The organism is Pseudomonas sp. RGM2987 (assembly GCF_022952855.1).
Taxonomy (GTDB): domain Bacteria; phylum Pseudomonadota; class Gammaproteobacteria; order Pseudomonadales; family Pseudomonadaceae; genus Aquipseudomonas.
This window is the reverse complement of record NZ_JALJDX010000219.1, coordinates 72,346-96,192: the sequence shown is the minus strand read 5'-3', so window position 1 is coordinate 96,192 and position 23,847 is coordinate 72,346. Positions and strand designations below refer to the sequence as shown.

Annotated in this window: 19 protein-coding genes; 13 read left to right on the top strand and 6 right to left on the bottom strand. The window is 61.8% G+C overall.

Annotation, left to right across the window (positions count from 1 at the left end):
- The first annotated feature begins 66 nt into the window (after positions 1-66).
- Positions 67-2,832 (top strand): DNA polymerase I, encoded by a 2,766-nt coding sequence (gene polA / locus RGM2987_RS24165; RefSeq protein WP_245145384.1) that lies wholly within the window; start codon positions 67-69, stop codon positions 2,830-2,832.
- Positions 2,833-3,192: 360 nt separating this feature from the next.
- Here the strand turns inward: polA and yihA are convergent, their stop codons facing one another.
- A complete protein-coding gene (gene yihA, locus RGM2987_RS24160) occupies positions 3,193-3,834 on the bottom strand; it encodes a ribosome biogenesis GTP-binding protein YihA/YsxC (protein ID WP_245145383.1) in 642 nt (213 codons plus the stop codon).
- A gap of 191 nt (positions 3,835-4,025) precedes the next feature.
- Between yihA and RGM2987_RS24155 the strand changes: the two genes are divergently transcribed.
- The 7 genes from RGM2987_RS24155 (at position 4,026) to RGM2987_RS24125 (ending at position 11,327) form a co-directional block, all read left to right on the top strand.
- Positions 4,026-4,316, top strand: coding sequence for a c-type cytochrome (locus RGM2987_RS24155; protein WP_245145382.1), 291 nt, complete (start codon positions 4,026-4,028; stop codon positions 4,314-4,316).
- 46 nt (positions 4,317-4,362) lie between these two features.
- Positions 4,363-4,974 (top strand): c-type cytochrome, encoded by a 612-nt coding sequence (locus tag RGM2987_RS24150; protein ID WP_245145381.1) that lies wholly within the window; start codon positions 4,363-4,365, stop codon positions 4,972-4,974.
- A 211-nt stretch (positions 4,975-5,185) separates the two neighbouring features.
- Entirely contained in the window at positions 5,186-5,830 is a 645-nt protein-coding gene (locus RGM2987_RS24145; protein WP_245145380.1) for a thiol:disulfide interchange protein DsbA/DsbL, read from the top strand.
- A 15-nt stretch (positions 5,831-5,845) separates the two neighbouring features.
- Complete coding sequence (locus tag RGM2987_RS24140; protein ID WP_245145379.1) at positions 5,846-6,724, top strand: endonuclease/exonuclease/phosphatase family protein; 879 nt, start codon at positions 5,846-5,848, stop codon at positions 6,722-6,724.
- Entirely contained in the window at positions 6,721-8,754 is a 2,034-nt protein-coding gene (locus RGM2987_RS24135) for a GGDEF domain-containing protein (RefSeq protein ID WP_245145377.1), read from the top strand. Before RGM2987_RS24140 ends, RGM2987_RS24135 begins: the two co-directional genes overlap by 4 nt.
- A 104-nt stretch (positions 8,755-8,858) precedes the next feature.
- Positions 8,859-9,638 carry an N-acetylmuramoyl-L-alanine amidase gene (locus RGM2987_RS24130; RefSeq protein WP_245145375.1) on the top strand — a complete coding sequence of 260 codons (780 nt, stop codon included), beginning with the start codon at positions 8,859-8,861 and terminating at the stop codon, positions 9,636-9,638.
- Between the two features lie 75 nt (positions 9,639-9,713).
- On the top strand, positions 9,714-11,327 hold the full coding sequence (locus tag RGM2987_RS24125) for an EAL domain-containing protein (protein WP_245145372.1): 1,614 nt from the start codon (positions 9,714-9,716) through the stop codon (positions 11,325-11,327).
- 6 nt (positions 11,328-11,333) lie between these two features.
- Here the strand turns inward: RGM2987_RS24125 and RGM2987_RS24120 are convergent, their stop codons facing one another.
- Together RGM2987_RS24120 and algB are read right to left on the bottom strand one after the other, a co-directional pair.
- Positions 11,334-13,124, bottom strand: coding sequence for an ATP-binding protein (locus RGM2987_RS24120; RefSeq protein WP_245145369.1), 1,791 nt, complete (start codon positions 13,122-13,124; stop codon positions 11,334-11,336).
- 10 nt (positions 13,125-13,134) lie between these two features.
- Positions 13,135-14,481: a sigma-54-dependent response regulator transcription factor AlgB gene (algB, locus tag RGM2987_RS24115; protein WP_245145367.1), complete on the bottom strand. Its 1,347-nt coding sequence runs from the start codon at positions 14,479-14,481 to the stop codon at positions 13,135-13,137.
- A 438-nt stretch (positions 14,482-14,919) separates the two neighbouring features.
- Between algB and RGM2987_RS24110 the strand changes: the two genes are divergently transcribed.
- From RGM2987_RS24110 to RGM2987_RS24090, 5 genes are all read left to right on the top strand, one after another.
- A complete protein-coding gene (locus RGM2987_RS24110; protein WP_245145366.1) occupies positions 14,920-15,207 on the top strand; it encodes a hypothetical protein in 288 nt (95 codons plus the stop codon).
- An 80-nt stretch (positions 15,208-15,287) separates the two neighbouring features.
- The gene (locus RGM2987_RS24105) at positions 15,288-15,452 is read left to right on the top strand and encodes a DUF1328 domain-containing protein (protein WP_003177151.1); all 165 of its coding nucleotides are present in this window, start codon (positions 15,288-15,290) and stop codon (positions 15,450-15,452) included.
- Between the two features lie 2 nt (positions 15,453-15,454).
- Entirely contained in the window at positions 15,455-15,919 is a 465-nt protein-coding gene (locus RGM2987_RS24100; RefSeq protein WP_245145365.1) for an inhibitor of vertebrate lysozyme family protein, read from the top strand.
- A 700-nt stretch (positions 15,920-16,619) separates the two neighbouring features.
- Positions 16,620-17,951: a glutamate/aspartate:proton symporter GltP gene (gene gltP, locus RGM2987_RS24095; protein WP_245145364.1), complete on the top strand. Its 1,332-nt coding sequence runs from the start codon at positions 16,620-16,622 to the stop codon at positions 17,949-17,951.
- A 289-nt stretch (positions 17,952-18,240) separates the two neighbouring features.
- The gene (locus tag RGM2987_RS24090; RefSeq protein ID WP_245145363.1) at positions 18,241-19,470 is read left to right on the top strand and encodes a spore maturation protein; all 1,230 of its coding nucleotides are present in this window, start codon (positions 18,241-18,243) and stop codon (positions 19,468-19,470) included.
- A 127-nt stretch (positions 19,471-19,597) separates the two neighbouring features.
- Here the strand turns inward: RGM2987_RS24090 and RGM2987_RS24085 are convergent, their stop codons facing one another.
- The 3 genes from RGM2987_RS24085 to RGM2987_RS24075 all read right to left on the bottom strand — a co-directional run bounded on the left by RGM2987_RS24085 (position 19,598) and on the right by RGM2987_RS24075 (position 23,835).
- The gene (locus RGM2987_RS24085; RefSeq protein WP_245145362.1) at positions 19,598-20,617 is read right to left on the bottom strand and encodes a DUF5924 family protein; all 1,020 of its coding nucleotides are present in this window, start codon (positions 20,615-20,617) and stop codon (positions 19,598-19,600) included.
- A gap of 124 nt (positions 20,618-20,741) precedes the next feature.
- Positions 20,742-22,118: an insulinase family protein gene (locus RGM2987_RS24080; protein WP_245145361.1), complete on the bottom strand. Its 1,377-nt coding sequence runs from the start codon at positions 22,116-22,118 to the stop codon at positions 20,742-20,744.
- Positions 22,119-22,176: 58 nt separating this feature from the next.
- The gene (locus RGM2987_RS24075; RefSeq protein WP_245145360.1) at positions 22,177-23,835 is read right to left on the bottom strand and encodes a Na/Pi cotransporter family protein; all 1,659 of its coding nucleotides are present in this window, start codon (positions 23,833-23,835) and stop codon (positions 22,177-22,179) included.
- Between the last annotated feature and the right edge of the window lie 12 nt (positions 23,836-23,847).

The window sequence follows — 23,847 nt, the reverse complement described above, 5'->3', positions numbered from 1 at the left end:
TGTCCCTTTGTCGTCAACGGTCCCGCTATTCTAGCGCCGGACCCGCCGAAAAGGTTGATCGTGCTCATGAGCCAAGCTCCCCTCGTCCTGGTGGACGGTTCTTCTTATCTGTACCGCGCCTTTCATGCGCTGCCACCGCTGACTACCTCCAAAGGCCTGCCGACCGGCGCGGTCAAGGGCGTGCTCAACATGCTCAAAAGCCTGCGCAAGCAGTATCCGGACAGCCCGTTCGCCGTGGTCTTCGACGCCAAGGGTGGGACATTTCGCGATGCGCTGTACGCCGAATACAAGGCCAACCGCCCGAGCATGCCCGACGACATGCGCGTGCAGATCGAACCGCTGCATGCCAGCGTCAAGGCCCTGGGCTTCCCGCTGCTGTGCGTGGACAACGTCGAGGCCGACGACGTGATCGGCACCCTCGCCCGCAGCAGCGCGGCGGCCGACCGCCCGGTGGTGATCTCCACCGGCGACAAGGACATGGCGCAGTTGGTCGACGGGCACATTACCTTGGTCAATACCATGACCGGTAGTTCGCTGGACGTGGCTGGCGTGAAGGAGAAGTTTGGCGTCGCTCCGGAGCAGATCATCGATTACCTGGCGCTGATGGGCGATTCGTCCGACAACATCCCGGGCGTTCCGGGTATCGGACCGAAGACCGCGTCCGGCCTGCTGGTGGGCGTCAACGGCGGCCTGACCGAGCTGTACGCGCAACTGGACATCGTGCCGACCCTGCCGATTCGCGGCGCCAAAGCCCTGCCCGCCAAGCTCGAAGAACATAGGGAAATGGCGTTCCTTTCCTACGAACTGGCGACGATCAAGACTGACGTGCCTTTGGATGTCGGCCTCGACGACTTGAAGATGGGCGATCCGGATCACGAAAAACTTGCCGAGCTCTACACCCTGCTGGAGTTCAAGAGCTGGTTCGAAGAAAACCAGCGCGATGCCAAGCGCTCCGGTCAGGAAATCGTCGAAGTGGCTGATGAGCCGGCGAGTGCCGAGGCCAAGTACGATCTCATTCTCGATCAGGCGAGCTTCGAAACCTGGTTGGGCAAGCTGGAAAAAGCCCCGCTGTTTGCCTTTGTCACTGAAACCAATGGCACCGATGCCCAGCATTCGCAGCTTGTAGGTTTGTCGTTCGCCGTGGCGCCGTTCGAAGCCGCCTACATCCCGCTGACCCATTCCTACATGGGCGTGCCGGAGCAGTTGGACCGCGACACGGTGCTCAAGGCCCTCAAGCCGCTGCTGGAAAACCCGGACAAGCCCAAGGTCGGCCAGCACGCCAAGTTCGAAACCAACATCCTCGCCAACTGCGCCATCGGTGGCGATCAGGATAACGGCATCTATGTCCAGGGCATCGCCTTCGACACCATGCTTGAATCCTATGTCCTGGACTCCACGGCAACCCGCCATGACATGGACAGCCTGGCGCTCAAGTACCTCGGCCAGAGCAAGACGGATTTCCAGGACATCGCCGGCAAAGGCGTCAAGCAGCTGACCTTCGACCAGATCGCCCTGGAACTGGCCGGTCCTTACGCCGCCGAAGACGCGGACGTGACCTTCCGCCTGCACCAGGCCTTGCAGGAAAAACTCGCTGCCACGCCAAGCCTGGGCAGCGTGCTCAATGAAATCGAAATGCCGCTGATGCCGGTGCTGGCGCGTATCGAGCGCCAGGGCGCGTTGGTGGATGCCAATCTGCTGGGTGTGCAAAGCGTCGAGCTGGGCGAGAAACTGGTGGCGCTGGAGCGTGAGGCGTTTGCCATCGCCGGCGAGGAATTCAACCTGGGTTCGCCGAAGCAATTGGGCGTGATCCTCTACGAAAAGCTTGGTTTGCCGGTGCTCAGCAAGACCGCCAAGGGCCAGGCATCCACCGCCGAAGCCGTGCTCGCCGAACTGGCCGAGCAGGATTACCCGCTGCCCAAGGTGCTGATGCAGTACCGCTCGTTGAGCAAGCTCAAGAGCACTTACACCGACCGCCTGCCGGAGCAGATCAACAGCCGAACCGGCCGCGTCCACACCAATTATCAACAGGCCGTCGCCGCGACCGGTCGCCTGTCGTCCATTGATCCGAACCTGCAGAACATTCCGATCCGCACCGCCGAAGGCCGGCGAATCCGTCAGGCGTTCGTCGCGCCGAAGGGCTACAAGCTACTGGCGGCGGATTATTCTCAGATCGAACTGCGGATCATGGCGCACCTGGCGAAAGATGAAGGTCTGCTGCATGCCTTCCGCAATGACCTGGACGTGCACCGGGCCACGGCGGCCGAAGTATTCGGCGTCGAACTGGACGCCGTCACCCATGACCAGCGGCGTAGCGCCAAGGCCATCAACTTCGGCCTGATCTACGGCATGAGCGCGTTCGGCCTGGCCAAGCAGATCGGTGTCGACCGCAAGCAGTCCCAGGCCTACATCGACCGCTACTTCGCCCGTTATCCGGGGGTGCTGGCGTACATGGAGCGTACGCGGACCCAGGCCGCCGAGCAGGGTTTCGTCGAAACCATCTTCGGTCGCCGGCTCTACCTGCCGGACATCAACGCGAAAAACCCGGCCCTGCGCAAAGGCGCCGAGCGCACGGCGATCAACGCGCCGATGCAAGGCACGGCGGCGGACATCATCAAGAAGGCCATGGTCGCGGTTGATCGCTGGCTGACCCGTTCGGGGCTGGACGCGAAAGTCATCCTGCAGGTCCACGACGAACTGGTGCTGGAAGTGCGCGAAGACCTGGTCGATCAGGTCCGCGAAGAAATCCGCCAGCACATGAGCGCCGCCGCCACCCTGGACGTGCCGCTGCTGGTGGAAGTGGGCGTGGGCAATAACTGGGATGAGGCGCACTGATTCTTAGCAATGTATACCTGTGGCGAGGGAGCTTGCTCCCGCTGAGTACGGAGCGCTCACGAATTTTTGGGGCGGCTACGCCACCCGGCGGGAGCAAGCTCCCTCGCCACAGGGAGCACTGCGCGGCTGGTAAAAAGGTTTCAGTTCGGAAAAGTCCTACGGTTATTTCCAAAAATAATCTGAACTAAAACCGTGAATTGCCACTCAGAGATCTTGAATGGCTGGTGAAGCCCTTCAATGCTCCTATGTTGTGTTAAGTGTTGGCAGATATCTGGACCCCGCCCTAGCGGTCCGGAACTTGGACCCCGAACTTCCCCCTCCCCATACGAAGTCCGGGGTTTTTTTTGCCTGCGATTTGGCTTATTCAGCCGTCTCGCTGCCCTTGTCCGCCAATTCCATCCAGTCGGCCAATACCGTGTAGGCCTCTTCCAGGCCCATGCGCTTGGGGGCCGAAAACAGTTGGATGGTGATCGCGTCGCCCCAGCCCTTGCGAATTTCCGATTGCACCTTGAGCAAGGTGTTTTTCGCCGCGCCATACGTCAGCTTGTCGGCCTTGGTCAGCAGGATGTGCATCGGCATGCCGCTGGCAACGGCCCAGTCGAGCATCAGCGTATCGAAGTCGGTCATCGGATGGCGGATGTCCATCATCAGAATCAGGCCTTTCAAACTCTCGCGGCTGCCCAGATAGGCTTCCAGGTGGCGCTGCCAATGTTGCTTGAGCGGGATCGGCACCTTGGCGTAGCCGTAGCCGGGCAGGTCGACCAAACGGCGTTCGTCGTCTAGCTTGAAGAAGTTCAACAGCTGTGTGCGACCCGGGGTTTTCGAGGTGCGGGCCAGGCTGGCGTGGGTCAGGGTGTTCAGCGCACTGGATTTACCGGCGTTGGAACGACCGGCAAAGGCCACTTCGAAGCCTTCGTCGTCAGGACATTGATCGACTTTGGCAGCGCTGAGCATGAAGGTGGACTGTTGGCACAGGCCAAGGATGGGGTTCTTCAGTTGCATGGGATTTCCGATGTGGGCGGCGGCGGGAAAGGACGCGGCAAGCGGTGTCGTTTCCGTTTCAGTGACGCCAGTATATAATGCCGCAGATTTTGTGTGCGCTTTGTCCCAGCGTAGGATGAGGCACACGGGAGCGATTGACCGAAATTGCGCACTAGAACGCAGCTCGCTCTCAACCCTGAAAAGGTCGTTTTATGACGAAATGGCTGCTAGTTGCCGGTGTCTTGATGCCGCTTTACAGCGCTCAGGCTACACAGGATCCGGAAGCTGTGTACGACCGTGTTTGTGGTGCCTGTCATTCTGGCCAACTCCCCATGGCGCCCCGCAAGGGCGATCAGGAGGCTTGGACGCCGAGGTTGGCGAAAGGTATGGAGACGCTGGTGCAACACGTGACCCAGGGTTTCAAGGCGATGCCGCCGCGTGGTTTGTGCATGGACTGCAGTGCCGAGGATTACCGAGCCATCATCCACTGGATGAGCGAGTGATCCCGGTCCATAACTCTTTAACCCTTAGCCGTAGTTGGATTAGCTGATGAACAAACTGATCGTGAGTCTGCTGTTGACCTTGGGGATGACCGGCGTAGCCCACGCCGCTGGCGATGCTGCCGCCGGTCAGGCGAAAGCGGCGGTATGCGGGGCCTGCCATGGCCCGGACGGCAATAGCATGGCGCCCAACTTTCCAAAACTGGCCGGCCAGGGCGAGCGTTACCTGAACAAGCAGCTGCACGACATCAAGTCCGGCAAGCGCACGGTGCTGGAAATGACCGGCCTGTTGAACAACCTGAGCGATCAGGACCTGGCGGACATCGCGGCGTATTTCGCCAGCCAGAAGGGCAGCGTCGGCGCTGCCGATCCGAAACTGGTGGCACGCGGCGAGGCCCTGTTCCGCGGCGGCAACCTGGAAAAAGGCCTGCCATCCTGCACCGGTTGCCATTCCCCGAACGGTGCCGGCAACGCGCCCGCCGGTTTCCCGCACCTGGGTGGCCAGCATGCCCAGTACGTGACCAAGCAATTGACCGATTTCCGCAAGGAAGAAGGCGGTCGTGCCAACGACGGTGACGCGATGACCATGCGCACCATCGCCAAGAAGCTGAGCGACGAAGATATCGCCGCCCTGTCGAGCTACATCCAGGGCCTGCACTAAGACTCTGCACGGGGCTCTGCGCCGGGCGTTGCGAGAGGGCTAAACCTCTTGCAACGTTAACGCTCGATTAATCTGTCGATGCAAGCATCAAAAGGGTGGCTTTGGCCGCCCTTTTTTGTGGCCGCTGCCGTTACACTAGCGAACCTGAACCCGCCACGGCCTGTCTGAAAAACACGCCTCGCGAGGCCATTTTATTGTCCAGGAGTAAAGCATGCGTAATCTGATCATCAGCGCCGCGCTCGTCGTCGCCAGCCTGTTCGGCATCGGCGTCCAAGCCAATGCCGACGAATCGAAGGCCCCCTACGTCGAATTGAACAACCCTGTTCCGGTGGCGGTGCCTGGCAAGATCGAAGTGGTGGAGCTGTTCTGGTACGGCTGTCCGCATTGCTACGCGTTTGAGCCGGTCATCAACCCATGGGTCGACAAACTGCCTTCGGACGTCAATTTCGTGCGCATCCCTGCCATGTTCGGCGGCCCATGGGACGCCCACGGCCAGATGTTCCTGACCCTTGAAAGCATGGGTGTCGAGCACAAGGTTCACGCCGCCGTGTTCAATGCCATCCAGAAGGAAGGCAAGAAACTGGTCAAGAAAGAAGACATGGCCGACTTCCTCGCGACCCAAGGCGTGGACAAGGACAAGTTCCTGGCCACTTTCGACTCCTTCGCGATCAAGGGCCAGATCAACAAGGCCAAGGAGCTGGCGAAGAAATACGAAATCACTGGCGTACCGACCATGATCGTCAATGGCAAATACCGCTTTGACATCGGCTCCGCCGGCGGCGCGAACGAAGCGCTGGCGCTGGCTGACAAGCTGATCGCCAAGGAAAGGACGTCCGGCAAGGCTGCCGCCAACTAAGCGCGGCCCACGTCCATGGCCCGCTGGAGCAGCGAACGCATCGTTGGCCTGCATGAACCGCAGGTCAACGAGCATCACCTCACGTCCACGGGCCTGCCCGCCGATAGCCGCTTGCGGCTGCTCAGCTTCAATATCCAGGTGGGCATCAGCACCGAGCGCTACCGGCATTACCTGACGCGGGGTTGGCAACATTTGCTGCCGCACACCGGGCGCGCCGGCAACTTGCAGAAAATCGGCGAGCTGCTGAAGGATTTTGACCTGGTGGCGCTGCAAGAGGCCGACGGCGGGAGCCTGAGGTCCGGCTACGTCAATCAGGTTGAGCATCTGGCCCAATTGGGCGCCTTTCCATACTGGTACCAGCAACTCAATCGCAATCTTGGTCGTCTCGGCCAGCACAGCAACGGTGTATTGAGCCGCCTGCGGCCCTGGGCGATCGAGGACCATCCGCTGCCCGGGCCCAAGGGGCGCGGGGCGATCCTGGCGCGTTTCGGCGAAGGCCCGCAAGCGCTGGTGGTGGTCATGATGCACCTGGCGCTCGGCGCCCGGACCCGCACGATGCAGTTGGCCTACATCCGCGAGCTGATCGGTGGCTACAAACACCAAGTGTTGATGGGCGACATGAACACCCATGCCAACGACCTGCTGCAAACCTCACCGTTGCGCGATCTCGGCCTGCTTGCTCCACAACTGGAAGCGACATTCCCCAGCTGGCGCCCCCAGCGCTGCCTGGACCATATTCTATTGAGCCCGACCCTGACCCTCGAACGTGTCGAGGTGCTGGCCCAACCCATTTCCGATCACCTGCCGGTCGCGGTCGAGATTCGTTTGCCGGGTTCGCTCACGGCCGATGCATTCCCCGCGCTGAGTCCTGCCCCTCGCGGATCCGAAGAATGAGCGACGACGCCGAACGTTGGAGAGAGAAGTACCTCAAGAGTATCGAACAGCAGGAAAAGCTCGAGCGCCGCTGGGATGCTCGGCTCGACTTGCTGCGTCGCGGGCTGGTGCGCAGCACCCTGGCCGCCGAGGGCGCCGACAAGGCTGTCGATCAGTGCATGAAAGAGATGCGCGAGGTGGTGCGCGCCGACGACATGGACGCCGGCCTGGCCGCCCTGCTGCCGCGCCTGGAGAAAGCCGTACTCGATTCCGAGCAGCGCCGCGAGACGCGGGTCGAACAGATGAACGCGGCATTGACCGCCTTGGTGGCACAGCTGCAAACCTTGCCGCTGCCCAAGGAAGTCAGCCGCCCACTGAAGAAGTTCTCCAAGCAGTTGGAGGACCGGGTCGGCCAGGCACGCGAGATTCCGCTGCTGCTCAGTGAACTGAGCAGCTTGCAGGGCAAGGCGCTGAGCGCACTGGAAACGCCCACTGAAGCGAGTCGCCCGGGCCTGTTGCAACGTTTGTTCGGCGGCCACGGTCACGACGAAGCCGCGCCCCAGCCGCACGAGGCTGCCCCAGCCAGCGTGGCGCCCGTAGCGGAAACGGCGCCTTCTGCGCCAGTACCGCCACCGCCACCGCCACCGCCGGCAGCGGATGCAGAATCTGTCGCACCGGCACCGGCACCGGCACCGGCACAAACTCCCCTATTGGAGACGGCCCCCGAGCCGGCTGCCCTGGTTACACCGGAGGTCGAACCGGTACCCGCTCCGACACCTGCCCCCGACGTTGTCGAGCCGACCAGCGAGGCCGCTGAACCGATACTTGCCCCTGAGGAGCAGCCGGTATCGGAAGCCGCCCTGGAGAACCCCGACGAACTGATGCCCGAGGAGCCTACCCCGGCCCTGCCCGACTCGCCGCTCGCTGCGGCAGAACCGACCGAGCCCGTGGCAGCCACCGAAGCGACCGATGCACACTACGCCCTGCCCGACTCGCCCGAACCGTCCTACAGCTCGGTGGCCAGGCACATCGAAGACACCCTGTTGGGACTGCTGGGCGACCTGACCTTGCCCGAGCGTCATCGGCCCCAGGCCGAGGCCATGCAGGAGCGGCTACGAAACGGGCTGAACTGGTACGAATTACTGCCGATCCTCGATGATCTGGCGGTGCTCATGCTGGCAATCACCGACAGCGGCCAGCATGAGTTCGAAGCGTACCTGCAGCGGCTCAATGATCGGCTCGAGTCATTCCAGAGCAGCCTGCGCGCCGCTAGCGAAGACCACGCCGATGGCTTGTCGGCCTCGCGAGAAATGGACACGCAGATTCGCGAGCAGGTCGATGGCCTGCAAAGCAGCGTGCAACAAGCCGATGACCTCGAAGGTCTCAAGCAGGTGCTTGAGAACCATCTTGAGGGCTTGCTCGGGACCATGGACCAGCACCAGAAGCAACGTGACCTGCGCGAGCAGGAGGTCTCGGCTCGCCTGAAAAGCTTGGCCGAGCGTGTTGCGCTGATGGAGCAGGACGCGCTGATCGTTCGCGAGAACCTGGAAGAACAGCGCCAGAAAGCCCTGGTCGATCCCCTCACCGGGCTGCCCAACCGCGCTGCCTGGTCCGAGCGTCTCGAACAGGAGGTCGCCCAATGGCAGCAACACGGCAATAGCCTGCTGTTGGCGATGCTCGATCTCGACCACTTCAAGCGAATCAATGACAACTACGGCCACCTGGCCGGCGACCGCGTGTTGAAGCTCATCGCCTCGGTCGTGCGTAAACGCCTGCGTGGCAGCGATTTCATCGCCCGGTTCGGGGGCGAAGAGTTCGTTTTGCTGGTACCGAATACACCGCTGGCGGCCGGCGCCAAGTTGGCCGAAACCCTGAGGGCCGCCATCGAGGCCTGCCCGTTCCATTTCAAGGGCGAGCCGGTCACCGTGACAGTGTCCGTGGGCATGACCGCGTTTAAAACCGGCGAAAACAGCGATCTGGTGCTTAAAAGAGCCGATCAAGCGCTTTATCGGGCGAAAAATGCCGGGCGTAACCGAGTGGAGCTGGGCTGAAACCCAATTGTTCCATTTTGTTTAAATATCGCCTCGCGTGCCGGATCATCCCGAGGCGATACGTTACACTGTTGCATTACTTCCAGCGCGTACAGCCTTTCACCATGAAGTTTTTTTCGCTCATTGCTGCTCTGTTAATCTTGGCCGGCTGCACCAGCGGGCCGCGGCTTGATACCAGCCACCCCTCGGTCAACCACGACAATCGCGTCCAGTTCGTCGTGGTGCATTACACGTCGGCCTCCCTGGAGCGCTCCCTGGCGTTGTTGACCCACGGGGAAGTCAGTGCCCATTACCTGATCGGCGACGACAAGAGCGCGACTATCTATAAGCTGGTGGATGAAAGCCGTCGCGCCTGGCACGCCGGAGAAAGCGAGTGGGAAGGACGGACCTGGCTCAACTCCAGCTCCATCGGCATTGAGATCGTCAATCCAGGCTACGTCGATACCCCCACCGGACGTCTCTGGTATCCCTACAGCGAAGCCCAGGTCCAGGCCCTGATCGTCCTGCTCAAGGACATCATCCAGCGCAACGGCATCAGCCCGCGCAGCATCATAGGCCACAGTGACATCGCACCGTTGCGCAAACTTGATCCGGGTCCGTTGTTTCCCTGGAAGCGTCTGGCGCAAGCAGGCCTGGGTGTCTGGCCGGACGAACAGGCCGTGGCGCGCCAGCAAGCGGTCTTCGCGGCGCAGTTACCCGCAGCCAGCTGGTTCCAGGCCGAGCTGGCCCGTCTCGGCTACCCGACGCCCCAGACCGGCGAGTGGGATGTGGCCACGCACCATGTGCTGGCAGCGTTCCAGATGCATTACCGGCCGAGCCGTTTCGATGGCGCGCCGGATGCGCAAAGTGCGGCGATTTTGCAGGTGCTCAACCAGACAAAATAATGACGCCCGTCTGACGAATCGGCCTAACCCCAAATCAGCAGCTATAACTCATTGGTAACTTTCGGATTACCGCTGATGACGGCTGCCCGCGAAACCTTGCAGAGCTGGTTGCATCGCCCCTTGTTCCTGGCGATGGTGGCGGCTGCCCTGAGCACGGCCCTGCTGCTGGCGGGGAGTCTGTTCGTGGTGATGCAGCAGATCCAGCAGCGCGAGAGTGAGCAGATGAATGCCCAGGGCGAGCGCTTCCTGCAGCGGCTGGAACAGTTGTTCGGGCAGTTGCGTGAAGGTCTTGACGACCTGCAGAACCAGCCATTGCGCGGTTGCGACGATGACATGATCGCGACATTGCGACAGGTCAGTTTCAACTACCGCTTCGTTTACGAAGCGGTGTACATCGATGGCAGCGGCGCGTGCTCCAACCGCCCGCGTCAGAGCGGCCTGGCGGTGACCCGCCCGCCCGATCTACGCGGCCCGACCTACAGTTACTGGCTGAACACGACGACCGAACCCGACGAAGATCGTGCGGTGCTGATGCTCGGGCGCGGTAACTTCCGGGTCGCCACCTCGCGCGGGCATCTGACCGACGTGGTCGATCTGCCGCCCGACAGCAGCCTGTTGGTGGTCCTGGACCACGGCAGGCGCGCGATTCCGGTGCTGGGAACCGACCAATACTGGCCGCCGACTGAGCCCTGGCCGCCAAAAAGCCAGAATGCCCTGCAAGTGACCCAGACCCGGCTGATCTATCGGATGCCCACCGACAGCCCGGAATACCAGCTGGTTCTGATCGCTCAGCGCAAGGGTTTTCACGTACCGGACAATGCCTGGTGGATGCTGCCCGTCAGCCTGGCGCTGGGCCTGGGCATCGGTTTGCAGGTCTTTCTGCTGGCGCGCCAGCGGCAGTCGATGGACGCCGAGCTGCATGGCGCCATCCGCCGCGGTGAGCTGCAGGTGCTCTACCAGCCGATCTTTGACCTCAACAGTCGCAATTGTGTGGGTGCTGAAGCCTTGCTGCGCTGGCGACGACCGGACGGCACCCTGACCAGTCCGGACTTGTTCATCCCGATGGCGGAAGACACCGGGCAAATCCGCCAGATCACCGATTTCGTACTGCAACGGCTGTTCGACCAGTTGGGCCAGCTATTACGCGCCAATCCGCAGCTCTACATCTCGGTGAACCTGGCGGCCTGCGATGTGATGGTGCCACGCATTGGCGAAGTGATCGCCCGCCTGCTGGCGCGACACCGGGTGTCGGCGCGCCAGATTGCCTTCGAGGTGACTGAGCGCGGTCTGGTCGACGCATTGGTTGCCCGGGATAACCTGCAATCGTTGCGCGACCTGGGGCATCAAGTGTTGATCGATGATTTCGGCACCGGCTATTGCAGCCTGGCGTACCTGCAAACGTTGCCGGTGGACTACCTGAAGATCGACAAGGCGTTTATCGACGCGTTGGGGCACGATGCCGCCAGCAGCGGCGTAGCCCCGCACATCATCCGCATGGCCCACGCGTTACAGCTCAAGGTGATTGCCGAAGGTATCGAATATGAAGCTCAGGCGTCCTACCTGAGCAGTGAAGGGGTGAAATTCGGCCAGGGTTGGCTGTTCGCCCATGCCCTCAGCGCGGTGCAGCTCATCGAGCTGATTACCCGTGGCCGGCGCCTGCTGGCCCGACGCCTGGATGATGAGGCCTGAGGGTCTTCAGACGGCCAGCGCCATGTAGAACTGCGTGCCCTGCCCCGGCCTTGAATAAACGCCCATGCGGCCGCCATGCAGCTGGACGATTTCCTTGCACAGCGCCAGACCGAGGCCGGCGCCGCCCTTCTTGCGTCCCACCTGGACGAATGGTTCGAAGATCCGTCCCTGCTGGCCGTAGGCAATGCCCTCGCCGTTGTCTTCGACGCTGATGATCACGCGCTCGCCGTGGCGACGGGCCTGCAAGCGAATCTGCCCGTGATCGCCGGTGTGGCGCATCGCGTTATCGATCAGGTTATCCAGCACCCGCTCCAACTGCGAAGCGTCGGCGTGCAGGCGTGGCAGCGGACCCTGGATCGCCACCAGTAACTCGACCCCCTTGGCTTGGGCCTGGGCGGCAAAGCGCAGCCGGGCCGCTTCCAGCAAATCCTCGATGGAACACGGCGCCAGCACGAGTTTTTGCAAGCCGTTCTGATAGCGCGAGAAGTTCAGCAGGTCATTGATCAGCTGCATCAGCCGCTGCATTTCTTCGGTGACGGTGTTGAGCAGGTCTGCTTCGCGGGACTCCTGTGGGAAATGCAGGCGCTCCTGCAGCAGGCCGAACGCCATGTGCATCCCCGTCACCGGCGTGCGCAGTTCGTGGGAGGCCCGCAGGACGAACTCACTGCGCACCCGTTCGAACGCACGCTGTTCGGTGACGTCGTGCAGCACCATCACTGCGCCGAGGATATGCCCTTGGGTATGGCTGACCGGCGTGAGGCTGTAAGTCAGCACGCGGGATTCGCCATCCACCTCGATGCTCAAATCGTCAGGCGCTCGCTCCAGCGTTCCACCGCGCAGCACCAGTTGCAGCTCATCGTCCAGCTCAAGGCGCCCGAGCGCCTCGCCCAAGCCCATGCCCAGGCGTTCGCCGTCCCAGCCCAGTTGCCGCTGGGCCACTGGATTGAGGTGCTCCAGCCGGCCCTGGCGGTCGATCATCAGCAAACCGTCATCGATGCTGTCGAGCACGGCTTGCAGGCGTTGCTGGCCGGCGAGCAGTTCGTCGACATTGGTGGCCTGATGGTCCCGCAGGGCTTGGGCCATGATCCCAAAGCGCTTTGTCAGGAGATTCAGCTCGGCGGCGGAGGATACCGGCAGCGTCACCTCGAATTTGCCTTGGCCGATGTCATCGGCAGCAGCGGCCAGGGCTTCGATGGGCGCGCCAAAACGCCTGGCGATGCCATGGGCGGTGATGAAGCCGATGATCAGTACCGCCAGCCCCACCAGCCCCAACAGGCCGGAAATCAACAAGGCGCGCTCCCGGGCACGGGTCTGGGTTTCGCTGATGTTGTTCAAGGCCGCCCGATAGCCTTCGATCAGGCCATTACGCAGCACATTGAATTTTTCGGTGAGGGGCTGGATGCCGGTGAGCTGGCCAGGATGCTGGCGAGACGCGGTAAAGGCCTCAAGAAACTCCATGTAGTCGGCCTTGGCCCTGCTGAAGCTGATGGCGGTGTCATCCAGCCCTCGTTCGTGGGCGATGCCCTCGTCGATCAACGCCAGGTATTGCTGCTTGGAGGCCTCCAGCGCTGCGAGGTCGGGCTGGTCGTCGAGCATGATCATCAGCTGGTCGCCCAGGGTCTGGCGCAGCTTGAGCCCAAGATCCAACAGGATGAAGTTGTCGCGTACCGATTGTTCCTGGGTATTGGCCATCTGCATCACACTGACCAAACCCAGCAACAGCCCCAGCAAAGCCACTGTGATCAGTGCCGAGATACTGAGGAACAGCCGGGTACGCAGCTTCATCGCCAATTTCATAGGGTGTCGCTCACAGGTTGTACTGCTTGCGTTTGCGATACAGCGTGGAAGCATCGATACCCAGGGTCTTGGCTGCCTGATCGAGGGTGTCGGCCGTTGCCAGCACGGCACCGATGTGGGCTTTCTCCAATTCATCGAGACTCAGCGCGGCGCCGATGCGCGGTGCGTTGTTCACCGGTTGCTCGGCCATTCCCAAGTGGCTGATTTCGACTTTTTCCTGTGGGCAGATGATGCTGGCGCGTTCAACCACGTTGCGTAGCTCCCGGATATTCCCGGGCCAGCGATAGCCTAGCAGCGCTTCGCGCGCCTCGTCGCTGAAGCCGCGGGCCGGGCGCGCATATTCCTTGACGAAGCGGGCCAGGAAGCGGTCGGCCAGGGTCAGGATGTCCTCGGCGCGCTCGCGCAGTGGTGGCAGGTGCAGGGTGATGACATTCAGGCGATACAGCAGGTCTTCGCGAAAACGCCCGTCGCGCACCATGTCTTCGAGGTTGAGGTTGGTCGCTGCAAGAATTCGGACATCGGCGCGGCGGGTGACGGGGTCCCCTACCCGCTCGTATTCCTTGTCCTGGATAAAACGCAGCAACTTGGGTTGCAAGGTCAGGGGAAAATCGCCGATCTCGTCGAGAAACAGCGTGCCGCCGTCGGCCTGGTTGACCCGTCCCAGGGTGCTCTCGCTGGCACCGGTGAAGGCGCCACGGCTATGGCCGAACAGCTCGCTTTCCATCAATTCGGCGGTCAGCGATGGGCAGTTGATGGTCACGCAGGATTTTTTCGCCCGCTTGCTCCAGCCATGGATCGCCCGGGCCAGCTCGCCTTTACCGGTACCGGACTCGCCGAGGATCAGGATGTTCGCATCGGTGCTGGCCACTTGGCGGGCGGTTTCCAGCACGACTTTCATCGCCGGGCTGTGGGAATCGAGGCCATCCTTGGGTTTGCGGATTTCCCCTTCCAGGGCTTCGAGCCTGGCCGACAATTGCCGCACTTCCAGCTGCTTGGCGGTTGCCAGGCGCAACTGGTCCGGGCTGCACGGCTTGACCAGATAGTCGGCGGCCCCGGCCTGGATCGCATCGACGGCGGTGTCGACCGCCGAGTGGGCGGTGACGATCACTACACGCATCCACGGCGCCTGGATACGCATCTGGGCGAGGACATCCAGGCCGTTGTCCTCGCCCAGGCGCAGGTCAAGGAAGCACAGGTCGAACACCTGGCGTTGCAGCAATGCGTCGGCCTGGGCGGCGCTGTTGGCAGTGGCGACGGTATAGCCTTCGTCTTCCAGGCAGTAACGGAACGTACGCAGGATGGCGGACTCATCGTCTACCAGCAGAATGCGGCCTTGGTGCTCGGTGGCGGATTCCATCTTTCCTACGCTCCTTTCATGAATGTCTTGGTTAGTGTCAGAAAAATCGGGCAAGTTGCATGGTTAATTCTGATGGAATATTACCCATCGAAAGCGGCCCTGTGGGCCTCAGACTCCTAAAAGGTTGATTTGGGTCCGTTTTTTTCCGCACTACAGCACTTGGCCGATTCGGCTCGCTCATTCCGACAGCCGTTTCTGACGGAACATTCGAAAAAAATCTAACGTCCTCCACCTTTGAGTCGTGCATTACGCACGACGCCTCGCAGGCCCATCGTGCAGGATGCGCACCGGATGTTTTTTGATGATCTTTTAATATGTTGATTTATAAGGATTTTTCTTACAAAAAATTCTGGCACGCCGGCTGCAATGACCTGATCAAACGCGGCGTTCGAACGCCTCAACCAGATCACTGCACCCCGGGTGGGGAGGAATTCCAGGATGAATCGTCAACGTGCCGCCCAGTTTCGGATCTCTTCCTTGCATATCCAGCAGGGCCTGTGGGCAGTGCTGGCGCTACTGGTGACGCTGTTTGCCGGTCAGCAATGGCTGCTCTGGCAGGAAAGCCAGAAGCCCGAAGCGCCGCAGGTTTCGGTTTATCGCGCGCCGCAAAGTCATTTCAGCGCTGTCAGCAGTGTCGCGGAAGCTTCCGCCTCGATGCGCATGATGGACGTCGACCAGGCTCAGCCTGTGACCGACATGCCCCGTCAGGAGCGCTGGGTGTTTTAACTCGATGGACCGGTCGTCCGTCGCACCGGAACCATCACCGTCAGACCCTAACTAAGTAGAAAAGCGTAAGGAGAATCACCATGTTGAGTTGGGCAATTACCTTCCTGATCATTGCCATCATCGCTGCCGTTCTGGGCTTCGGTGGTATCGCCGGCACCGCCACGGGCATCGCGAAGATTCTCTTTGTCGTGTTCCTGGTGATGTTCATCGCATCCTTCTTCTTTGGCCGTCGCGGTCGAGGCTGACCATGAGCGTTTCCCTTAAAGGACTGGCCGCCGCCCTGTTGCTGGGCGGCAGTGCCGTGGCAATGGCTGCCAACGACGGGCAGATGCGGGCCAACCAGCTACTTGAGGCGGACCCGCAATACCGTGAGACCTGGCAGCAGGTTGTCAAAAAGGAAGAACGCCTGCCGGAATGGGTAATGAACCTGTCAGGCGATTCGGAGCAGATGACCGCTGTCGAGGAAGATGGCGACAAATACCTGGTCGGCCCGTTGTGTGAAACCCAGGCAACCTGCCGCAGCAATCGCTTGATCGTTGCCTTCAGTTTCGACAAGGACGAGGCCTACGCGATGTGGGTGCAAGTCCCTGCCGGGCTGCCGGCTGACAAGTCACCGACCCGTCATGCCGACTACCGTTTCCTCGGCAAACCTGACGAGGGTATGCAGAAACTGTTAATGGAGCAGCTCAAGAAAGATCCGAACTGGTACTGAATTTTGAAACCGAGAAAAGCGCCGTGCTTTTCTCTGCTGCACAGCCCGAGGAGGGCCGTTGCATGACCAGGGGGCTGGGACGTTCTGACCGATCAGGGTCGGAGTGACCTACGGGTACAAGGGGTGCCTGCGAAAGGGCCGGGTCAGGAAAAAAGCTGCGACGCAGGTTCGCAAAGTCCCTGTGACTTGGCGAACTTGCGAAGAGCTTGAGCCGAAAATGCTTGGGCCAGAGCGGCCAGTTGATTCACACCGTACATGGCCGTTCGCTGCGGCATATTGTCTCCTCCCCTCAAGTTCTTCCCTCTTGCCTGACCGTATATCGGAGAATGCGCGCACGAATTTCGTCGCGGGCGGCGTCTCGACCTGTCGGCTGTTCATCGACCCGATAAGTCACACGGCAAAGGCCGACTACGCTGGAATGGCCGGTCCACGGCACTTATGCCCGCTGAAATGTCGCATTCGAAGTTGCGTGAATGCCGGTCTCGTTTGCAAAAGATCATGCCGATCCGGCATGGGGTAGGCGTTTACGGCATTAGACGGGCCATCCCCGCATCGCAATAGTTGCGCCTTTTTTCGCCTGCCAGTGAGCCGTTCGAGCGCTCGGGGTGACCTTTATACGGGGGCAGCGGCGCGAACCTTTGTCGTCATGGCGATCCGGTTTGTGCCGCTGCCCGAGTCCAACTGAAGTAAGGGTAAAGATATGAAGAAGGCAAAGCTAAGCCTCGCCTGGCAGATCCTCATCGGTCTGGTTCTCGGGATTGCACTGGGCGCGTTGCTCAATCACTTCAGTGCCGAGAAGGCCTGGTGGATCAGCAACGTGCTGCAACCGGCAGGCGATATCTTTATCCGTCTGATCAAGATGATCGTCATCCCGATCGTGATTTCTTCACTGATCGTCGGGATTGCCGGGGTCGGTGATGCCAAGAAGCTCGGTCGTATCGGCATCAAGACCATCCTGTATTTCGAAATCGTCACCACCATCGCCATTGTTGTCGGCCTGCTGCTGGCCAACTTCTTCCAGCCTGGCGCTGGTATCGACATGAGCACCCTGGGTACCGTGGATATTTCCAAGTACCAGGCCACTGCCGCTGAAGTCCAGCATGAGCATGCGTTCGTCCAGACCATTCTCAACCTGATCCCTTCCAACATTTTTGCCGCGCTGACCCGTGGCGAAATGCTGCCGATCATTTTCTTCTCCGTACTGTTCGGCCTGGGCCTTTCCAGCCTGCAAGCGGACCTGCGCGAGCCGCTGGTGAAGATGTTCCAGGGCGTGTCGGAAAGCATGTTCAAGGTCACCCACATGATCATGCAATACGCGCCGATCGGTGTGTTTGCGCTGATCGCGGTGACCGTCGCCAACTTCGGTTTTGCGTCCCTGCTGCCGCTGGCGAAACTGGTGATCCTGGTTTATGTCGCCATCGCGTTCTTCGCCTTTGTGGTGCTGGGTCTGATTGCGCGGCTGTTCGGTTTCTCAGTGCTCAAGCTGATGCGCATCTTCAAGGACGAGCTGGTCCTGGCCTACTCCACCGCCAGCTCCGAAACGGTGCTGCCGCGGGTGATCGAGAAGATGGAAGCCTACGGTGCACCGAAAGCGATCTGCAGCTTCGTGGTGCCGACCGGTTATTCCTTCAACCTCGACGGCTCGACCCTGTACCAGAGCATCGCGGCGATTTTCATCGCCCAGCTGTATGGCATCGACCTGTCCATCAGTCAGCAATTGCTGCTGGTCCTGACCCTGATGGTCACCTCCAAAGGCATCGCCGGCGTGCCGGGCGTGTCGTTCGTGGTGCTGCTGGCGACCCTGGGCAGCGTGGGCATTCCGCTGGAAGGCCTGGCGTTCATCGCCGGTGTCGACCGCATCATGGACATGGCCCGTACCGCCCTGAACGTCATCGGCAACGCCCTGGCCGTGCTGGTCATCGCCCGCTGGGAAGGCATGTACGACGATGCCAAGGGCCAGCGCTACTGGAACTCCCTGCCACACTGGCGCAGCAAGGAGCCGCTGCCGGCGGGGGAAACTTCCAGCCGTTGAGGCAGGCTTGAAGCTGCTCCCCAGGTTTATTCGTGAAACGCAAAACCTGTGGCGAGGGAGCTTGCTCCCGCTTGACCGGGCTGGCGCTCCAGTGCGAAGCGCTCATAAAAAAGGGCTGCTGCGCAGCCCAGCGGGAGCAAGCTCCCTCGCCACAATGATCAAAGCAACCTCAAGTGAGCAGGGGATCTTTCGATCCCATTGCGACCAAGACAAACCCCGGAGAAATCCGGGGTTTGTCGTTTCTGCCAGCCCCGCTATCATTCGCGGCATCTTCCGGGGGATTAGACCGATGCTCAATGGCCTGTGGCTTGGCTTCTTTATCGTGGCGGCCGTCTCGGCGCTGGTGCAGTGGCTGGTCGGCGGCAACGCCGGGATTTTCGCGGCCATGGTCGAAAGCATTTTCGCCATGGCCAAGCTGTCGGTGGAGGTCATGGTCCTGCTGTTCGGCACCTTGACCCTGTGGCTGGGGTTCCTGCGGATCGCCGAACAGGCCGGCATCGTCGACTGGCTGGCGAAGGCCCTTGGGCCGCTGTTCCTGCGCTTGATGCCGGAAGTGCCCGCCGGCCATCCGGCCATCGGCCTGATTACCCTGAACTTCGCCGCCAACGGCCTGGGCCTGGACAATGCTGCCACCCCCATTGGCCTCAAGGCCATGCGCGCCCTGCAGGACCTCAACCCCAGCGCGACCATCGCCAGCAACGCGCAGATCCTGTTCCTGGTGCTCAACGCCTCTTCGCTGACGCTGCTGCCGGTGACAATCTTCATGTACCGCGCCCAGCAAGGCGCGCCGGATCCGACCCTGGTGTTCCTGCCGATCCTGATCGCCACCAGCGGCTCGACGCTGATGGGGCTGCTGTCGGTGGCGTTCATGCAGCGCCTGCGGCTGTGGGACCCGGTGGTGCTGGCTTACCTGATTCCCGGTGCGCTGGCGCTGGGCGGTTTCATGGCGTTGTTGGCGACGCTCTCGGCCACCGCGCTGGCGAGCTTGTCCTCGATCCTCGGCAACCTGACGCTGTTTGGCCTGATCATCCTGTTCCTGGTGATCGGCGCGCTGCGCAAGGTCAAGGTCTATGAAACGTTCATAGAAGGCGCCAAGGAAGGGTTCGACGTCGCCAAGAACCTGCTGCCGTACCTGGTGGCGATGCTCTGCGCCGTTGGTGTGCTGCGCGCTTCCGGGGCGCTGGATTTCGGCCTGGATGGCATCCGCCACCTGGTGCAGTGGGCCGGTTGGGACACGCGCTTCGTCGATGCCCTGCCCACCGCCATGGTCAAGCCGTTCTCGGGCAGCGCCGCCCGGGCGATGCTGATCGAAACCATGAAGACCTCCGGTGTGGACAGCTTCCCGGCCCTGGTGGCCGCGACGATCCAGGGCAGCACCGAGACCACGTTCTATGTGCTGGCGGTGTATTTCGGCGCCGTCGGCATCCAACGGGCGCGCCATGCCGTGGGCTGCGCGCTGCTGGCTGAGCTGGCCGGGGTCTTGTCGGCGATCGGGGTTTGTTACTGGTTCTTTGGCTGAGGCCAGCCACGCAAGTTTGCTGAAATTCGTTGTGGCGAGGGAGCTTGCTCCCGCTGGGGCGCGAAGCGGCCCTAGTTTTAGGGGCTACTGCGTAGCCCAGCGGGAGCAAGCTCCCTCGCCACGGTATTCAGCCACCCGTCGGCCCTGTCACATTGAACCGCAACACCCCAATCATCTGCCCATTCTCCGTCAGCACCCGCACCTGCCATTTGCCGGTCGGGTCGTCGGGGAAGTTCTGCTTGTGGGTCCAGGCGCGATAGCCTTCCTTGCGCCCGCCATGGATGTCCAGGGCGATGCGGTCCACTTCTTTGCCGTTGAATTGCCAGACGTGATAGATCCGCTCATCAAGCCCACGTGGAGCGTTGATGGCCGTGTAGGCGTATAGCCCGTTGCCGCGGATCTGCGCCGCGCTGACTTCCTTGAGGCTGTCGCCCGGGGTGCGGTCCGCAAGCTCAGTGCTGATCGCCACTTCGGTCATCCACAAGGTTGCTGGCGGCACCCAGGAGCGCAGCACCCAGCCGGCGGCGCCGATTCCCAAGGTGATGCACAGGATCGCCAGGGCGTTGCGCACCGTGCGGATCGGGAAGATCGACGCCAGGCTTGGGAATGACAGCAGCATGGCGATGCCCAGGGCCAGCTTGAAGCTCTGGTCGGTGGTCAGGTGCAGGATGACCGGCAAGGCGGTCAGCAGCGCGGCGAACAGCGTCAGCGTGTGCAGCGCCAGGAACGCCCAGCGCCGGGGTGCCAGCCATTTGTAATACAGCGGGTCGGTAATCGAAATCAGCGCCGCGGCGGCGAGCAGGCCGGTGAAAATCAGTTGGCTGCTGTTCCAGGTGGTGGTGATGAAAAAAAACGGCAGGACGAAGAACAGGCTTTCCTGGTGAATCATCTGCGTGGCGTAACGCAGCAGCGGCTGGGGGATTTCGCGTTTGAAGATGCGGGCGAACAGCCGGGTCATGCTGTTTTCCACCATCAGCCACAGCCAGCTCACCAGCATCAGCACGGCGATCCAGGTCGCCAGGCCCTGTTGGCGGTCCACCAGCATGAAGCTGCCGACCCCGGAGATGAAACCGCCGAGGGCAATGACGCCTGGGTAGCGCTTCATCAGTTCAAGGATGCGCTGGATAACGTGGGTCAGGGTTTGCATTGGGCGGTTTCACATAAGTCGTAGGAAATATCCCAGACAGGGTATCGTCAGCCACTCGATGTGACGAGCGCGTTTGTCGCCATTGCCCCTCTGTGGGAACGAGCCTGCTCGCGATAGCGGTTGGTCAGGCCCTACGCCGCACCCGCCACACCACCAACCCCAACAGCAACAATCCAAGCAACCCGCTCATCCCCCACACCAGTTCGTCGTCACTGAGCAGCGGCTTTTCGATGCGCAGGTAGCCGGGGTCCTTGAGCAGTTCGCGCAGGGCCAGGTTGGCTTGGTCCAGGCTCACGGCCTGCAAGCGGACGGCGGGGTTGGCGAAGCGGCCATCTTCGTAGTCGCCCAGGGCGCTCCAGTAGTAGTCGGCCAAGGCGCTGTTGCCCTGGACTGCCCAGGTCTGGTGGGCGATGGCCGCGCGTTTGATGCGCATGAATGTGTCGGGGTCCAGGCCGTCCTTGAGCAGGCTGCCTCGCAGCGCTTCGAGGGCTTGCTCGGCTTCTGGCAGGTCTTCGCGGGCCAGGTCGGCGTTCAGGCTGAAGAAGCCGACGCCGCCGAACACTTCGCGCTCGGTCCATGGCCCGTACGACAGGCCGTGGGCCAGGCGCAGCTGGCGGTAGAGCGCCCAGTCCAGGTAGTCCTTGAGCAGGTCGAAGGTTTCATCATGCTGTTCGTCCAGCACCGGTTCGGGGAACAGCCAGTGCAGTTTGGCGCTGTTGCCGACCATCCCGCGGATCAGGTTGCGCTTGGTCACGGCGCTGTAGCGAATCTGCGCCAAGGGCTCATGGTTGCTCGGTTCGACCGGCTTGAGGCTGCCAAAGGTGCGTTCCAGGTAGGCGGGGAGCAGGCGGTCGAGGTCGCCAACCACAATCAGGGTCATGTTGTTGGGCGCGTACCAGGCCTTGCGTACCTGTTCGATTTTCCTGAGGGTCAGGGGCTCGACCTCGGCTCGTTCCGCGCAGCGCAGGCCCAGTTCGACCGCCAGTTGATTGCTGGCCTTGTGGCTCAGGTCCTGGCGGTCGAGCCAGCGCTGCAAATGGGTGTAGTGGCCGCCATCCTCGCGTTCCACCACCCGTTTGGCGGCGTCCAGGGCTTTTTCGTCGATGCGGGTGCGGGTCAGCAGGGCCAGCAGCAGGTCGAGGATTTTCCGTTGATTGCTCGCCGGTGCCTCGATGACGAAGGTGGTGTCGGCGTTGTTGGTGAAGGCGTTCCATTCGCCGCCCAGGGCCTGCATGCGTTCCTCGAGGCCGCCTTCGCCGGTTTCATCGACGCCACTGAACAGCAGGTGTTCGAGCAGATGCGGCAGCTCTTTGTCGGCGCAGCTGAAGTCATCCAGGCCTACGCCCACCACCAGGCGGATCGCCACGTGCCCACGGTCATTGCCGGGCTTGAGCAACAGTTGCATGCCGTTGGGCAACGCATAGCCTTCGACCTGGAACCGATCCAGGGCCAGCGCAGGCAGCGAGCCGAGTAGAAGAACGGTGAGCAACAGACAACGCATAAGGGCTTCCTGGCGGCTGACAAGTCCAATCTTACTGACTGGACAACGCGCCAGATGTTCAAGGCGAATGGGTGATGTCAGCGATTTCATCCACCGCCAGGGCGCCGATCTCGGAAGTTTCCAGCACCACATAGGCACTGCCGCAGAACAGTGAATTGAGGCGCCGCATGTCGGCGATCAGCTCCAGGTGCAGGGCGCTGGTCTCCAGGCTCTGCAAGACCTTGCGTTGCAGGCGGCTGACGTGGGCGTGGGCCATTCGCCGTTCCTGGGCGCGAAAGCGCCGTTTCTCACGCAGCAACTGGCGGGCGCTTTCCCGGTCGGCACTGAGGAACACCGACATCCCCAGTCGCAGGTTGGCAATCAGTTGACTGTGCAGCCCCGCCAGTTCTTCCAGGCCGATGTCGGAAAACGAGCGGCGTTGCGCGGTTTTCTGTTGCTGGACCTTGCGCAACATGCGTTCGATGAGGTCGCTGGACAGCTTCAGGTTGATTGCCAGCTCGATGATTTCTGCCCAGCGGCGGCTGTCCTGCTCGCTGAGGTCCTCGCGGGGCATTTGCGCCAGGTACAACTTGATGGCGCTGCACAAGGCTTCAACGTCGTCGCCCATGCGCCGCACGTCCTGGGTAACTGCGGTCTGCTGGCCGCGAAGTACATCGAGCATGGCTTGGAGCATGTTTTCGATCAGGTCGCCAATGCGCAGGGTTTCCCGGGCCGCGTTCGCCAACGCCAGGCTCGGGGTGGCGAGCGCCGTGGCGTCCAGGTGCCGGGGCTTGGCGGTGCCGTTGGTCTCCGGGCGCTCCGGCAGCAGCCAGGCGCACAGCCGGGCCATTGGCGCGACGCTGGGCAGCAGCACCAGGCAGCGCACGCTGTTGTAGAGCAGGTGAAACCCGATGACCGTTTCCTGGGGACTGAAATCCAGGCTGTCCAGCCAGTTCACCAGCGGATCGAGCACCGGGATGATCAGCAACAGGCCGATCAGCTTGTACAGCAGACTGCCCAGCGCCACCTGGCGTCCGGCGGCGTTCTGCATGCTGGTGCTGAGGAACGCCAGCACGCCGCTGCCGATGTTGGCGCCGATCACCAGGCCGATGGCTACCGGCAGGCTGATCACCGCCGCGCCGGCCAGGGTCGCGGTCAGCAGCACGGCGGCCAGGCTCGAATAGGAAATCATCGCGAACAGCGCGCCCACCAGGGCATCGAGCAGGATGTCGCCGGTCAGCGAGGCAAAGATCACTTTCACGCCCTGGGCATGAGTGATGGGCGTCGCGGCTTCGACGATCAGTTGCAGCGCCAGAATGATCAGGCCCAGGCCGATGGCAACCCGGCCCATTTGCCCGACCCGGGTCTGTTTGCGCGACAGGAAAAAAATCACCCCGAGGAAGATCAGCAACGGCGACAGCCACGACAGGTCCAGGGTCAACACCCGGGCCATCAGCGCCGTACCGACATCGGCCCCGAGCATGGTCGCCAGGGCCGGGGTCAGCGCCATCAGGCCCTGGCCGACGAACGAGGTAACGAGCATGGCCGTGGCGTTGCTGCTCTGGACCATGGCCGTGACCATGATCCCGGCGACAAACGCCAGCCAGCGCCGGGACATGTTCTGGCCGATGACATGGCGCAGGTTCGAGCCATAGACCCGCAGGATGCCGGTACGCACGATATGCGTGCCCCAGATCAACAGGGCCACGGCGGAGAGCAGATTCAGCAGGGTCAGCATGAGGAGCCCCCT

Bases quoted from the DNA above. Each gene is read 5' to 3' on its own strand.
- polA (WP_245145384.1), top strand. From the start codon at position 67: ATGAGCCAAGCTCCCCTCGTCCTGGTGGACGGTTCTTCTTATCTGTAC.
- yihA (WP_245145383.1), bottom strand. From the start codon at position 3,834: ATGCAACTGAAGAACCCCATCCTTGGCCTGTGCCAACAGTCCACCTTC.
- RGM2987_RS24155 (WP_245145382.1), top strand. From the start codon at position 4,026: ATGACGAAATGGCTGCTAGTTGCCGGTGTCTTGATGCCGCTTTACAGC.
- RGM2987_RS24150 (WP_245145381.1), top strand. From the start codon at position 4,363: ATGAACAAACTGATCGTGAGTCTGCTGTTGACCTTGGGGATGACCGGC.
- RGM2987_RS24145 (WP_245145380.1), top strand. From the start codon at position 5,186: ATGCGTAATCTGATCATCAGCGCCGCGCTCGTCGTCGCCAGCCTGTTC.
- RGM2987_RS24140 (WP_245145379.1), top strand. From the start codon at position 5,846: ATGGCCCGCTGGAGCAGCGAACGCATCGTTGGCCTGCATGAACCGCAG.
- RGM2987_RS24135 (WP_245145377.1), top strand. From the start codon at position 6,721: ATGAGCGACGACGCCGAACGTTGGAGAGAGAAGTACCTCAAGAGTATC.
- RGM2987_RS24130 (WP_245145375.1), top strand. From the start codon at position 8,859: ATGAAGTTTTTTTCGCTCATTGCTGCTCTGTTAATCTTGGCCGGCTGC.
- RGM2987_RS24125 (WP_245145372.1), top strand. From the start codon at position 9,714: ATGACGGCTGCCCGCGAAACCTTGCAGAGCTGGTTGCATCGCCCCTTG.
- RGM2987_RS24120 (WP_245145369.1), bottom strand. From the start codon at position 13,124: ATGAAATTGGCGATGAAGCTGCGTACCCGGCTGTTCCTCAGTATCTCG.
- algB (WP_245145367.1), bottom strand. From the start codon at position 14,481: ATGGAATCCGCCACCGAGCACCAAGGCCGCATTCTGCTGGTAGACGAT.
- RGM2987_RS24110 (WP_245145366.1), top strand. From the start codon at position 14,920: ATGAATCGTCAACGTGCCGCCCAGTTTCGGATCTCTTCCTTGCATATC.
- RGM2987_RS24105 (WP_003177151.1), top strand. From the start codon at position 15,288: ATGTTGAGTTGGGCAATTACCTTCCTGATCATTGCCATCATCGCTGCC.
- RGM2987_RS24100 (WP_245145365.1), top strand. From the start codon at position 15,455: ATGAGCGTTTCCCTTAAAGGACTGGCCGCCGCCCTGTTGCTGGGCGGC.
- gltP (WP_245145364.1), top strand. From the start codon at position 16,620: ATGAAGAAGGCAAAGCTAAGCCTCGCCTGGCAGATCCTCATCGGTCTG.
- RGM2987_RS24090 (WP_245145363.1), top strand. From the start codon at position 18,241: ATGCTCAATGGCCTGTGGCTTGGCTTCTTTATCGTGGCGGCCGTCTCG.
- RGM2987_RS24085 (WP_245145362.1), bottom strand. From the start codon at position 20,617: ATGCAAACCCTGACCCACGTTATCCAGCGCATCCTTGAACTGATGAAG.
- RGM2987_RS24080 (WP_245145361.1), bottom strand. From the start codon at position 22,118: ATGCGTTGTCTGTTGCTCACCGTTCTTCTACTCGGCTCGCTGCCTGCG.
- RGM2987_RS24075 (WP_245145360.1), bottom strand. From the start codon at position 23,835: ATGCTGACCCTGCTGAATCTGCTCTCCGCCGTGGCCCTGTTGATCTGG.